The organism is Achromobacter veterisilvae (assembly GCF_900496975.1).
Taxonomy (GTDB): Bacteria; Pseudomonadota; Gammaproteobacteria; order Burkholderiales; family Burkholderiaceae_B; genus Achromobacter; species Achromobacter veterisilvae.
In genome coordinates, this window is sequence record NZ_UFQC01000001.1 from 150,300 (window position 1) to 162,619 (window position 12,320).

Here is a 12,320-nt window from a genome sequence, read left to right on the forward strand (position 1 = left end):
CGGATTCCTGCCGGCGCCGGCCGCAAGGCATAATTTCAGGCGTGAATCCCCTATCGCGCCCAGGCGCCCTTCTTTGCTGGCTGGTCCTGTTCTGTCTCGGCGCCGTCTGGATCGGCCGGCAGGAATACCTGGACCAGCACGAACGCTTCCTGCAGAACACCAGCGTGGCGCAGCGCATGCTCAGCCAGAAGACGGTGCAGCACGAAGCCGTGCTGGCCACGCTGGCGGCCTTGTCCCATCCCCCCTCGCCCGAACGCCTGTTCCCCAGCCTGCGGCCGGCCATGCCGCAGCTACTGGGCCTGGGCCACCTGCCGGGCGGCGCCTGGAGCGGCAGCGTGGCGGAGCCGCCGGGCCTGCCGGCCGCCATCGAACGCGCCCGCCAACTGGACCGCCCCGTGGTCCTGCCCGTCGACGACGCGCGCTACTGGCTGGTGGCGCCCTCGGGCTGGAGCCTGCTGCTGGACGCCCGGCAACTGGTCCCCGCGGCCGATTTCCCCCCGGGGCTCGCCAACCTGACGCTGTCCGTCGGGACCACCCCCTTGCGCCTGCTGGACAAGCAGTCCGGCACCGCCGCGCCGGGCTGGAGCCTCGCCTTGCAGAAGCCGCTGGGCGCGGCCAGCCAGCCGTTCCCGATGCGCAGCGAACTCAGGCTGACGCCCGGCGCCTGGCCCTGGGCGGCGTGGCTGGCCTGGGCGCTGGCCAGCGCCTTGCTGGTGGCCGGCGCGGCGGCCTGGCAGCGTTCGCTTGCGCAAGCCCGCCGGCAGCAGGAACAACTGCGGCTGGGCGCCATGGCACGGCTGGGCACCCTGGGCGAAATGGCGGCCGGCATCGCCCATGAACTCAACCAGCCTTTGACGGCGATCCTGGCCCAGACCCGCGCCGCCGAGCGGCTGCTGGACGACGAAGACGAACGCCCGGCCGTGCGCCACGCGCTCCTGGCCAGCGCCGAACAGGCCAAGCGCGCCGCCGACATCATCAACCGCATGCGGGCGCTGGCGCAGCCCAGTCCGCCCGCGCGGCGCGAAGCCCTGGACCCGGACGCGCTGGTGGCGTCCCTGCGCTTCCTGCGCGAACCCGAACTCGCCAGGCAGGGCATCCGGCTGGGCTGGCACAACGCCAGCCCGGGCGCCCGCCCGCGGGGCGACCGGGTGGCGCTGGAACAGATCCTGCACAACCTGGTGCAGAACGCCGCCGACGCGCTGGCCGGCGCCGCGGCGCCCCGCCAGATTTCGATCGAGGGCCGGGCCGACGGCGCGGACTACCTGTTCAGCGTCAGCGACACCGGCCCGGGCATCCCGGCGGAAGCGCTCCCGCGCCTGTTCGCGCCGTTCTACACCACCCGGCCCCAAGGCATGGGCCTGGGGCTGGCGCTGTGCGACACGCTGGCCGGCTCCATGGACGGCCGCATGTCGGCGCGCAACCTCAGCCCCTCGGGCGCCTGCTTCACGGTCAGCCTGCCCCTGTCGGGCGGCCCGCAAGCCGCCGCGGAAATCTCCCATGCTTGATGAACACTCCCCGCTGGTCTACCTGGTCGACGACGACGACGCCGTGCGCGACGGCCTCGCGCTGCTGTTGCGCAGCGTGGGCCTGCGCAGCGCGGGCTTCGGCGATCCGCTGGCGTTCCTGGCGCAATTGACGCCGCGGGCCATCGGCTGCGTGGTGCTGGACATCCGCATGCCCGGCATCAGCGGGCTGGACGTGCTGGGCCGGCTGGCGGAGCAGTCCGACCTGCCGGTGGTCATGCTGACCGGCCACGCCAACGTGGACCTGTGCCGCCGCGCCTTCAAGGGCGGCGCCATGGAGTTCCTGCAAAAGCCGGTGGACGACGACGTGTTCCTGGACGCGGTGCAGGCCGCCGTGCGCACCCACATCGCCAGCCGCGAAAAGCTCGCGGTGACGCAAGCGGCTTCGGCGCGGCTGGACAAGCTGTCCGGGCGCGAGCGCGAGGTGCTGGAGCGGATCGTGCAGGGGCTGAGCAACAAGGAGATCGCGCGCGAATTCGACCTGTCGCCCCGCACGGTCGAGACCTACCGGGCCAACGTCTTCGCCAAGCTCGAAGCGGAAACGCTGGCCGGCCTGATCCGGGAGTACGCCGGGCTGCTGGGCTAGCGCCCTTTCCTTCAGGACAGTTTCAGCAGGTGCGCGGCCAGGATGTTGCGCTGGATTTCGTTGCTGCCGCCGTAGATGGTCGCGGGGCGCGCGTGCAGGAATTGCACCGCCGAATGCAGGCCCAGGCCGTCGCCGACCGATTCCCGCGCGTTCAGCGCCCCCTGCTCGCCCGCCGTTTCGCGCAGCGCGTCGACGATGCGCTGCCAGGTTTCGGAACTGCGGATCTTCAACAGCGACACCTCCGCCCCCAGTTGCCTGCCGTTGCGCAGGGCATCCAGGTAGCGCACGTACAGCGCCTCCAGGTCCGCGACCTCGGCGGCCAGCCCGCGGTAGACGTGCAGGAACACCGGTTCTTCGGCCAATCCGCGGCTGGCTCCCACCTGGCGCAGCATGTGCAGGGCCGACTTCGCGAAGCGCGGGTGGCCGATCATGATGCGCTCCGATCCCAGCACCGATTTGGCCATGGTCCAGCCCTGGTTCAGCTCGCCCACGAGGTTTTCCCTGGGCACGCGGACGTTGTCGAGGAAAACGCTGCAGAAATCCTTCGCTCCCGTCAGGTTGACGATCGGGTTGACGGCGATGCCCGGCGTCTTCATGTCCACCAGCAGGAAACTGATGCCCTGCTGCTTCTTCGCCGCCGGGTCCGTCCTGGCCAGCAGGAACATCATGTCCGCCTCGTGCGCCAGCGACGTCCAGATCTTCTGGCCGTTGACGACGAATTCGTCGCCCTCCAGCACGGCGGAAGTGCGCAGGGAAGCCAGGTCGGAACCGGCTTCGGGCTCCGAGTATCCCTGGCACCAGTAAGTCTCGCCCGAGAGGATGCGCGGCAGGTATTTCCGCTGCTGCTCAGGCGTGCCATAACGCTGCAACAGCGGCCCCAGCATGGTCAGTCCCATGTTCTGGAACGTGTTGATGCCGAAGGTCTCGTAGACGTCGTGCAGTTGCACTTCTTCGTAGGGCGTAAGGCCCATGCCGCCGAACTCGCGGGGCCAGGCGGGCGCCACCCAGCCCTTGGCGTTCAGCTTCTGGTGCCACGCGTGCGTTTCGCGCCAGGACATGCGCCTGGCCGGGTAGCGGTATTCCCGCGGCAGGTTCTCATCGACCCAGGCCCGGATTTCCTCCAGCCAGCCGGGCAGCGCGGTGTGCGCGCCTTCGTCGCCGCCGCGCGCCGCCAGCGCGGCCGCGCGGTCGCGGTTGAAGCGCGCGTCGCCCAGCCAGGCCGCCAAGGCCATGGCGCGCTTCAGGTAGACGCCGACGTCGCATTCTTCCGTATAGGCGATGCCGCCGTGCAACTGCACGCAGGCGGTGATCACCTCGATCGCGCCGGCCGATGCGCTGGCCTTCGCGCGGCTGGCGGCGATGCGCCGGCGTACAGGGTCGGCGGTCTGGTCGAACACGCGCGCCGCCGCCTGCACGGCCGATCGCGTCGCCTCCACCTGCCCGGCCAGGTCCGCCGCCCGATGCTGCAGCGCCTGGAAGCCCGAGATGGCGCGGCCGAACTGCTTGCGCGTCCGCATATAGTCCAGCGTCAGGTGCAGCACCTCGGCCATGGCGCCCAGCAACTCCGCGCTCAGCGCAAGGCGCCCTTCGTCCAGCACCTCCTCCAGCGCCGCCGCGCCCTGTTCGGGCGGGATCACGGTATCGGCGGCCTCCGCCCGCACGTCCGCGAAGGCCAGTTCCGCGCACACGATTCCGTCGATCCGCTCCACCTCGGCGATCGTCAGGCCCGGCGCGTCCCGCCGGATCCGGTAAATGCCCAGCCCGCGCTCGCATCGCGCGGCGACGAGGAACAGTTCGGCGTCCGCCATCGGCACGAAATGCAGCGCCCCGCGCAGCACGACGCCGTCGCCCTGCCGCCGCGCCGTCACGCCTCGCGGTTCCGCGGCGCCCGCGCCGCGCGCCGGCGGCTGCCAGGCCACGGCGCAGCAACGTTCGCCCAGGACCAGCCGGCGCAGTTCTTCGACCGCGTGCGCCGGACTGGGGCTGCGCCCCAGCAATCCCGCCGCCAGCACCGCCGTCTGCAGCAACGGTTCCGGCGCGGCGGCTGCGCCGATCTCTTCGTGCAGCAGCACCCCGGCCTCGAAGCTCAGGGCGCAGCCCTGCGCGGCGGCGTCGGCGCGCCAGCCGGTCCAGCCCATCTCGATCATCTGCCGCCAGACGGGAGGACGATGGGACGGGAGCCGCCCCAGGCGCGCCCGGATGCTCTTGATGTCGGACGAAGCGAAGAACGCTCGCGCGCTCTCGCCCACCAGCAGGGCTTCTTCGCTGAAAGCGTCGATGTGGGGAGTCAGGTGATTCATGGAACGGCTATGCGAGTTGGTTGAGCTTCACGATGCTGTCGCCGAAAGGCGCATCCCGGTTCGCCAGGGCCGTCTTCAGGCCCGATTCGGCGATGTCCGACATGAAGGCAAGCTGCCTGGGACCGTGCGACGAATGGGCGCGGGAGTCGATCTCCGCCGCCAGGCGCGCCAGGGTCGCCGCCCCGCCCAGCTCCAGCGACAGGTTCACGCCGCGCTTGATCGCCGAGAGCACGCCCAGGTCGTTCAGGCTGATGCGGCGGGCCAGCTCGGCCACTTGCGCGTCGAGCTCGCCGGCCGGATACGCGTCCAGCACCAGGCCCACCTTCGCCGCGTCCGCGCCCGTGATGCAATCGCCCGTCAGCAGCAGGCGCTTGGCCCATTGCGGTCCGGCCAGGTAGGACCACATCATGTTGGGCGGGGTGCCCAGGGAACGGATGGCGGGAAACCCGATCCTGGCGTCTTCGGCCGCCAGCACGATGTCGCAGTACAGGGCCAGGTCGGATCCGCCCGCCAGGCAATTCCCATGGACCTTGGCGATCACCGGTTTGTGGATGTCGACGATGGTGCGCAGCAGTTCCTGGCCGCGCTCCAGGCGCCATGCGTCGCTGTCGATGTCGCCGCGCAGGCCGTCGCGATAGACCGATTGCCCGTCCACCGCCGTCTTCGCGGTGTTGGCGTAGGTGGTCGCCACGTCGTAGCCGCTGCAGAAATCCTTGCCCGCGCCTTCGATCACGATGACGGACACGTCGGTCCTGTCGTCCGACTCCAGCAGGGCCTGGCGCAGCTCTGCCAGCAATTCCTTCGACAGCGCGTTGCGCTTCTCCGGACGGTTCAAGGTAATGGTCGCGACCCGGTCGGCGATCCGGTAGTCCAGGAAGCGGGTGGTTTCAATCCAGCGGTACATGGCGGCTCCTTTTGATCTGAACAGGCCCTGGGCTCGCGCTCAAAGCTTGATGTCCTGCTCGCGGATGATCTTCTCGAATCCGGCGCGGTCCTCCGCGATGAACTGGTCGATCTCCGCCTGCGTCTTGTTCTTGAACACGACCAGGCCCTGGTCGGTCAGCGTCCGGGTCAGATCGGGGTCCAGCGCGGCCTTGTCGATGGCCCCCTTCAGGGCCTCCTGCACGTCCGCCGGCGTGCCCGCCCTGACGGCGAAGCCGTACCAGACCGACCCCCTGAACCCCGGCGAGGTCTCCGCCGCCGTCGGGATATCCGGCATGACCTCCAGCCGCTGCGAAGACGTCACGGCCAGCGCCCTGACCTTGCCCGCGCGCAGGGACGGCAGCGATCCGCTGAAGGCGTCGATGCCCACCTGGACCTCGCCGCCCATCACCGCCATCAGCGCCGGCGCGCCGCCCGAGTACGCGATCGGCTCCATGCCGAAATCCAGCGCCTTCTTCAGCTTTTCGACGGTGAGCGACAGCGGTCCGGTCGCGCTGGCCGAGGAATAGTTCAGCTTGCCAGGATGCTGCTGGCCGTACTGCTGCAGTTCGCGCAGCGTCTTGAACGGCATGTTGTTGTTGGCCAGCACCACCAGCGGCGCTTCCACGTTGATGCTGATGGTCTTCAGGTCCCGCTCGGCGTCATAGGGCAGCTTCTGGTAGATCAGCGGGTTGAGCACCACGTTGGTGTTGGTCACCATCAGCAGCTTGTAGCCGTCGGCCTTGTCCTTGACCACCAGGTCGGTGCCGATGACCGTGTTGCCACCCGGCTTGTTGACCACCACCACGGGCGTGCTCAGCGTCTCCGAGATGGATTTGGCGAAACGGCGCGCCATCTGGTCGGCGGCGCCGCCGCCGGCATACGGCACGATCAGTTGTATGGGCTGCTCCGGATAGGCGGCGTTCGCTGGGGCGGCCAGCGGCCCCAGCGGCAGCAAGGCCGCCAGGATGATTTTGCGCAAGGTCATGAGTTTGTCTCCTGTAGGGAATCGCGGGTGGATCCCGCGTCTTGTTTTTTGACGATCAGCGCATCGACGGCCACGACGCGCCCGGCCCCGCAGATTACGGGGTTGATGTCCAGCTCGGCCAGATCGGCCTGGTGGTCGGCGATGAACTGTGAAATGCGGCTGATGAGGTCGGCCAGGGCGTCGAGGTCGACGGCCGCGCCGCCCCGGTAGCCGTCGAACAGGGCGGCGCCCTTGAGCGACCGGACCATGTTCCCGGCCTGCTCGCGCGAGACCGGCGCCGGCGCGATGGCCGAATCCTTGATGATCTCGACCAGCACGCCGCCGTGGCCGACGACGATGAAGGGCCCGAACTCGGGGTCTATGCGCGCGCCGACGATCAGTTCCACGCCGGCGCCGACCATTTCCTGCACCAGCAGGCCGTTGATTCGCGGCGGCGGCGAGATGCTGGCGGCGTTGGCCAGGATGCCGTCGTAGGCCTGCCGCAGGGCGGCCTCGTCCTGGATGTCCAGGCGCACGACGCCGGCCTCGGTCTTGTGCAGCACGTCCGGCGATTCCAGCTTGAGCGCCAGCGGAAACCCGATGGCGCGCGCGCTGTCCAGGGCGGCCGTCCAGCCGTCCACCCGCGCTTCCCGGTTGATCGGCACGCCGTACTGCGCCAGCAGCGCCTTGGCTTCCCTCTCGGTCAGCACCGGCAGGCCTTCGCCGTTCCGCAATGCCTGCCTTACCCGCGCAACGGCGGCCGGATCCGCCCCGGCCTCCGCCGCTCCGGGGGCGCGGCGCAACTGCGCGCGCCGCTGCCATTGGGCCAGCGCGTAGAAACAGCGGTCCATCGAATGGAACACGGCGACGTGCGGCTCGCGCTCGAACTCGCGCGAGCCCGGCCCGTTCTGCCACGCGCTCAGCCACACCGCGCACACGGGCTTGCCGTGGCTCGCCTGGATGTCGCTGTAGAGCTTCAGGCGGGGCGTGAACGCCTCGCCCGCGACCGTCTGGGCCACGACCAGCGCGCCGTAGGCCGGGTCCCTGGCCATGGCCTGCAGGCAGGCTTCCAGGGATTGCGGATTGTTCACGACCTCGGCAGTCACGTCGCAGGGGTTGCTGGCCGAGCCGAAATCGGGAATGTTGGCCTTCAGGACCGCCCGCGTGCCGGGCGCGGGCGCGGGCAACGGCACGCCATGGCATTCCGCCTTGTCGACCGCCATGATGCCGGCCCCGCCCGAGGCGGCCACGATGGCCGCGCCGGACGCCAGCGGCTCGGGCGCCTTGGCAAAGAAGGCGGCCACTTCCAGCAGCGTCTCGAAATGATCCACGAACACCACGCCGTGGCGGCCCAGCGCGGCGCGGTACAGCGCGTCCGAGCCCGCCAGCGCCCCGGTATGCGACAGCGCCGCGCGCGCGCCCTGCTCGCCGGTGGCCAGTTTGCACAGAATCAGGGGTTTGTTGCGGCGGAAAGCCAGCTCCGCGGCCCTGGCCAGGCGGCCCGGATGCGCCATGCCTTCGAACACGCAGGCGATCGCGCGGCATTTTTCATCGCCGGAAAGGTACTCGATCATGTCCGCCACATCGACGTCCGCGCCATTGCCGAAGGTCAGGATGTGGCTGAACGAGACGCCGCGCTCCACCGCCTGGGACAGCGACAGCGCCAGGGCGCCCGACTGGCTGATCAGCCCGATGGAATGGCCGTTGGCCTCGCACGCGAGCGGGAATTGCTGGAAGGACTGCACCGCCCCGCTGCCGTAGTTCACCAGCCCCATGCAGTTGGGGCCGAGGATCCGCAGGCCCGTGGCGCGCGCGATCGCCGCCAGCCGCGCCTGGCTTTCGATGTCGGCCTGGCGGCCGGTTTCGGCGTAGCCCGACGCGTAGATCACCACGCCGCCCACGCCCAGCGCCGCGCACTCGGCCACCGCCGCCTCGACCAAGTGGTTCGGCAAGGCGACGATGACCGCGTCCGGCACGCCGGGCAGCGCGGACAGCGAGGGATGGCACGGACGGCCGCCGATCTCCGGATACTTGGCGTTGACCAGGTACAGCTCGCCGGCGTACCCCTGAAGATTGTCGACGGTCCTGGCGGCGAACGATCCCGCGCGGGGGGTCGCGCCCAGCAGCGCAATGCGTTTGGGGTTGAACACGCGGCCGAGGTTGGCGGCCTTGATCTGATCGAGTCTGGGCTGAGTCATTGCCGGGTGCTGCGCGCTCTTCATTGGGGAGCCCAGATTCTAGGAAGCGCACCTAAATATTTCTAATATAAAATTTATCTTCATTTATTTATGAAATGAATCGTGGACATCCGACACCTGCGCCACTTCCTCGCCCTGGCCGAGACCCTGCATTTCGGGCGGGCCGCGGAATTGCTGCACATCACGCAGCCGCCGCTGTCCATCTCCATCCGCAACCTCGAGGACGAACTGGGCGCACCGCTGTTCGCCCGCCACACCCGCAAGATCGAGCTGACCGAGCTGGGGAAAGCGCTGCTGGGCCCGGCCAGGCGCGCCGTCCAGGCGCTGGAGGAAGTCACCCATATCTCGCAGGCGGTCGCCATGGGCGAAACCGGCACGCTGACCGTCAGTTTTCCCAACGGCGCGGCGCATCGCCTGCTGCCGCGCGTGCTGCCGCGTTTCTGCGAACGCTATCCGCGCGTCGAAGTCCGGCTGCAGGAAGCCACGTCGGCCGAATCCATCAGCCTGCTCGACAGCCGGACCGTCGACGTCGGCATCGTCTACCACCCCCTGTCCAGCGAACGTCCCTACGTCCGCATCCCCTCGGAAGACGACGACCTGGTCGCGGTGCTCCCGCCCGGCCACGTCCTGGCCAGGAAAAGGACACTCAAACTGGAAGACCTGAAGGACCATGCCTTCATCGCGTTCACCCAGACCCGCACCCCCACGCTGCAGGCCGTCGTCGCCCTGGCCTGCCAGCGCGCCGGTTTCTCACCCCGGGTCATGCACCACGCGCAGCGCGTCGAGACCATCATCAGCCTGGTGCGCAGCGGCGCCGGGATCTCTCTGGTGCCGCGCGTGTGCGCCGCCACCTACGCGCACGTGATCGCCCTGCGGCCCATCTCGAACCACCAGGAAAGCCTGAAGATCGGGCTGGCCGTCATGATCCAGCCCGACGCGGGCAACAGCATCGTGTCCAATTTCCTGCACCTGCTGGATCTGGATACAGAGGCCTGAGCGGCCCCGCCTCCGTAGCCCTACGGAGCCCGCAGCGTAGCCGACCGAATACCGCCCGCCGGCCGCCGTCCTTAACCTGTCTGTTCCCGTTACCGATCCCATCAAGGACACAGACATGCCGACCAGATTCCTCCTTTCCGCCATCCTCTTCGCCTGCGCCGGCGCCGCCAACGCGGCCGTGCTGACCGAAAGCAATCTGTCCATGGCCGATGCGCAGAAGCTGGCCGCGGCCACGGTCGCCGCCTGCCAGGCCAAGGGCTACAACGTCAGCGCCGCGGTCGTGGACCGCGCCGGCCTGCTCAAGGCCTTCGCCCGTGCCGACAACGCCGGGCCGCACACCATCGAAGCCAGTCGCGCCAAGGCGTTCACCGCCGTGTCGGCCAAGACGCCCACGCTGGCCATGATGGAAAACGCCCAGAAGAACCCGGGCGCGGCCAACCTCACCGACATCCCCGGCTTCCTGCTGCTGGGCGGCGGCGTGCCGATCAAGGCGGGCGCCGGCGTGATCGGCGCCATCGGCGTGGCCGGCGCGCCGGGCGGCAACCTGGACGCCCAGTGCGCCGACGCCGTGCTGGAAGAGAACGCCGCGCTGTTCAAGTAGTAAGGCGCGGCGCGGCGGCCGGCGCGCGCACCACGCGCAGGCCCGCCCAGATTCCCGCGAGGCAGGCCGCGCCGAACACCCAGCCCGACAGCGCGCCCGCCATCACCCCCGACAGCAGCGTGCCCACGGTGCAGCCCAGCGCCGTCATGCCGCCCCAGCCCATCAGCACCCCGCCCGCGAAATTGCGGGCGATGTCCTTGCGCGAGGGCAGCCTGGGCCGGAACGCACCCGCGGCCAGGGCCGCCGCCCATGCGCCCGCCACCAGCGCCAGCACAAATGCGCCGTTGTTCGACAGCAGCACGCGCTTGACCGCGGTGGCGCATCCGGCATACGTATCCAGCCCTTCGAGCCGGCCCGGCAGCCAGCCGGCGGCGGAAGCCGCGGTGCGCGCCAGGCTGCCCAGTTCGGCGGTCACGCCCAGCGGCGCGATGCGCAGATAGGCGATGACGCCGATGCCGCCCACCAGGATCGCCCCGACAGCCGGCGGCCACCGATCGCGCAGCACCGCCTGCCACGGCGAGGCGGCGGCGCTGCCGCTGGCGGGCTGCGCGCCGCCGCGCCGGACCACCGCCCAAGTCAGCGCGAGCAGCGCCGCGCATTGCAGCAGCGCCGTCATGCCGTAGCCCAGCGTTTGCGGCAGCCACACCACCGGCGCCTCCTGGATCGAAGCCAGATAGAGCGTATTCCACGTGGCGAACCCCAGCACGAAGCCCGCGCCCGCGCCCAACAGCGCGAACGGAGACGCCAGCGCGCCCTCGCCCAGCCGGTAGAAGTGCGCGCTGATGCAGGAGCCCGATATCCGCATCCCCACGCCGAAGACGAACGCGCCCGCGACCAGCGCCAGGCTCACGGGCCCGATATGCGCGCCGGGCGGCAGGCGCTGCGGCGTCGGCACCGGCAGGAACGCGCCGAACACGGCGAGGTAGCCCAGCGTGCCCACGCCCAGCGCCAGCAGCACGGCCAGCATGCCGGCCGTCTCCCTGCGGTCGATGAAGTCGCGCGCGATGCAGTAGAAACAGAAGCGCGAACGCTGCAGCACGATGCCGAACGCCGCGCCCAGCAATACGGACAGCGACAGCTCGCGTCCGCCCTCGGGCAGCGGCGCCAGCAGCCACGCCGCAATGAAAACGGCCGCCAGCACCGCGGCGGCCGGGACATAGCGCGGGGCGCCCACTCAGGTCTTGCCCCACACGGTGCCGGAAGGATTGCTGATCGGCGACCCGACGCTGTTGCCGTATTCGGTCCACGACCCGTCATAGTTGCGCACGTCGTAGCCCAGCAGCTTGCGCAGCGCAAACCACGAATGGCTGGAACGCTCGCCGATGCGGCAATAGGTGATGATGGGCTTGCTGCCGTCCACCCCGGCGGCCTGGTAGATGGCCTTTAGCTCGTCGGCCGACTTGAACGTGCCGTCTTCCGCCACCAGCTTGCTCCACGTCACGTTGACGGCGCCCGGCACATGGCCCGCGCGCACGGCCAGTTCCGGCACGCCGTTGGGCGCGAAGATCTTGCCGTTGTATTCATCGGCCGAGCGGATATCCACCAGCACGCCCTGCCTGTCCTTGCGGGCCACGGCCAGCACGTCCTGCAAGTGCGCGCGCAGGGCGGCGTTGGCCGGCTTGACCTGCGCGTTGCCGGCCGGCTGGATCCTCGCGCTGTTGGACAGCGGCCGTCCTTCCGCCTCCCACTTCTTGCGCCCGCCGTCCAGGATCTTCACGTTCTCGATGCCGTAGATATCGAAGATCCACGCGCCCCAGGCGGCAAACCAGTTGTTGTTGTCGCCGTACAGAATGGTGGTCGTGTCGGCGTTGATGCCCGCGCGCGCCAGCACCGCCTGGAATTGCGCGGGCGGCGCGATGTCGCGGCTCACGGTGTCGACCAGGTCGGTGTGCCAGCTCACGTTGGACGCGCCGGGGATATGGCCGCGCTCGAACAGGCCGGGGTTCACGCTGACCTCGACCACTCTCAACCCGGGATCGTTCAGGTTCTTTTCCAGCCATTCGGTGGTGACCAGGTACTTGGCGTGTTGCGCCGCCGCCGGCACGGCGGCGAAGGCGGCCAGCGCGGCGAAAACGCCGGCGATCAGCTTGCTTGGGGACATCGGATTCTCCTGGAGGCGGCGACTGTCGCGCCGTTGAAACAGCAAGATATCGGCAAGCCCGCCGGGCGCGAACGACATTGTTTTCATATCCTGATTACTTATTCAGCAAGTTGTCAGGTCTTGGCGG

General features: G+C 69.5%; 10 protein-coding genes. 4 read left to right on the forward strand and 6 right to left on the reverse strand.

From position 1 onward, the window contains the following. Nucleotides 1-41: 41 nt before the first annotated feature. Together AVE30378_RS00710 and AVE30378_RS00715 are read left to right on the forward strand one after the other, a co-directional pair. Nucleotides 42-1,505 carry a sensor histidine kinase gene (locus AVE30378_RS00710; protein ID WP_129238855.1) on the forward strand — a complete coding sequence of 488 codons (1,464 nt, stop codon included), beginning with the start codon at nucleotides 42-44 and terminating at the stop codon, nucleotides 1,503-1,505. After that, nucleotides 1,498-2,109 carry a response regulator transcription factor gene (locus AVE30378_RS00715; RefSeq protein WP_129238856.1) on the forward strand — a complete coding sequence of 204 codons (612 nt, stop codon included), beginning with the start codon at nucleotides 1,498-1,500 and terminating at the stop codon, nucleotides 2,107-2,109. Before AVE30378_RS00710 ends, AVE30378_RS00715 begins: the two co-directional genes overlap by 8 nt. Before the next feature lie 11 nt (nucleotides 2,110-2,120). Here AVE30378_RS00715 and AVE30378_RS00720 read toward each other — a convergent pair whose 3' ends face one another. From AVE30378_RS00720 to AVE30378_RS00735, 4 genes are read right to left on the reverse strand one after another with little or no spacing between them, the layout of a single operon-like run. After that, entirely contained in the window at nucleotides 2,121-4,409 is a 2,289-nt protein-coding gene (locus AVE30378_RS00720) for an acyl-CoA dehydrogenase family protein (RefSeq protein WP_129238857.1), read from the reverse strand. A 7-nt stretch (nucleotides 4,410-4,416) separates the two neighbouring features. Further along, nucleotides 4,417-5,313 (reverse strand): crotonase/enoyl-CoA hydratase family protein, encoded by an 897-nt coding sequence (locus AVE30378_RS00725; RefSeq protein WP_129238858.1) that lies wholly within the window; start codon nucleotides 5,311-5,313, stop codon nucleotides 4,417-4,419. Between the two features lie 39 nt (nucleotides 5,314-5,352). Beyond that, nucleotides 5,353-6,318: a Bug family tripartite tricarboxylate transporter substrate binding protein gene (locus AVE30378_RS00730; protein WP_129238859.1), complete on the reverse strand. Its 966-nt coding sequence runs from the start codon at nucleotides 6,316-6,318 to the stop codon at nucleotides 5,353-5,355. Then, the gene (locus tag AVE30378_RS00735) at nucleotides 6,315-8,495 is read right to left on the reverse strand and encodes an acetate--CoA ligase family protein (RefSeq protein WP_165360037.1); all 2,181 of its coding nucleotides are present in this window, start codon (nucleotides 8,493-8,495) and stop codon (nucleotides 6,315-6,317) included. The genes AVE30378_RS00730 and AVE30378_RS00735 overlap by 4 nt, the downstream gene beginning before the upstream one ends. 102 nt (nucleotides 8,496-8,597) lie before the next feature. Between AVE30378_RS00735 and AVE30378_RS00740 the strand changes: the two genes are divergently transcribed. After that, nucleotides 8,598-9,491, forward strand: a complete 894-nt coding sequence (locus AVE30378_RS00740; RefSeq protein ID WP_129238861.1) for a LysR family transcriptional regulator — start codon at nucleotides 8,598-8,600, stop codon at nucleotides 9,489-9,491. A 115-nt stretch (nucleotides 9,492-9,606) separates the two neighbouring features. Continuing rightward, complete coding sequence (locus tag AVE30378_RS00745) at nucleotides 9,607-10,092, forward strand: GlcG/HbpS family heme-binding protein (protein WP_129238862.1); 486 nt, start codon at nucleotides 9,607-9,609, stop codon at nucleotides 10,090-10,092. Here the strand turns inward: AVE30378_RS00745 and AVE30378_RS00750 are convergent. Next, a complete protein-coding gene (locus AVE30378_RS00750; protein WP_129238863.1) occupies nucleotides 10,085-11,266 on the reverse strand; it encodes a YeeE/YedE family protein in 1,182 nt (393 codons plus the stop codon). The genes AVE30378_RS00745 and AVE30378_RS00750 overlap by 8 nt on opposite strands. Then, nucleotides 11,267-12,193 (reverse strand): sulfurtransferase, encoded by a 927-nt coding sequence (locus AVE30378_RS00755; protein ID WP_129238864.1) that lies wholly within the window; start codon nucleotides 12,191-12,193, stop codon nucleotides 11,267-11,269. Nucleotides 12,194-12,320 lie beyond the last annotated feature (127 nt).

What these genes read in the sequence shown, in the direction of transcription:
- AVE30378_RS00725 (WP_129238858.1), bottom strand. Translation starts at nt 5,313, where the DNA reads ATGTACCGCTGGATTGAAACCACCCGCTTCCTGGACTACCGGATCGCC.
- AVE30378_RS00730 (WP_129238859.1), bottom strand. Translation starts at nt 6,318, where the DNA reads ATGACCTTGCGCAAAATCATCCTGGCGGCCTTGCTGCCGCTGGGGCCG.
- AVE30378_RS00720 (WP_129238857.1), bottom strand. Translation starts at nt 4,409, where the DNA reads ATGAATCACCTGACTCCCCACATCGACGCTTTCAGCGAAGAAGCCCTG.
- AVE30378_RS00755 (WP_129238864.1), bottom strand. Translation starts at nt 12,193, where the DNA reads ATGTCCCCAAGCAAGCTGATCGCCGGCGTTTTCGCCGCGCTGGCCGCC.
- AVE30378_RS00745 (WP_129238862.1), top strand. Translation starts at nt 9,607, where the DNA reads ATGCCGACCAGATTCCTCCTTTCCGCCATCCTCTTCGCCTGCGCCGGC.
- AVE30378_RS00735 (WP_165360037.1), bottom strand. Translation starts at nt 8,495, where the DNA reads ATGACTCAGCCCAGACTCGATCAGATCAAGGCCGCCAACCTCGGCCGC.
- AVE30378_RS00715 (WP_129238856.1), top strand. Translation starts at nt 1,498, where the DNA reads ATGCTTGATGAACACTCCCCGCTGGTCTACCTGGTCGACGACGACGAC.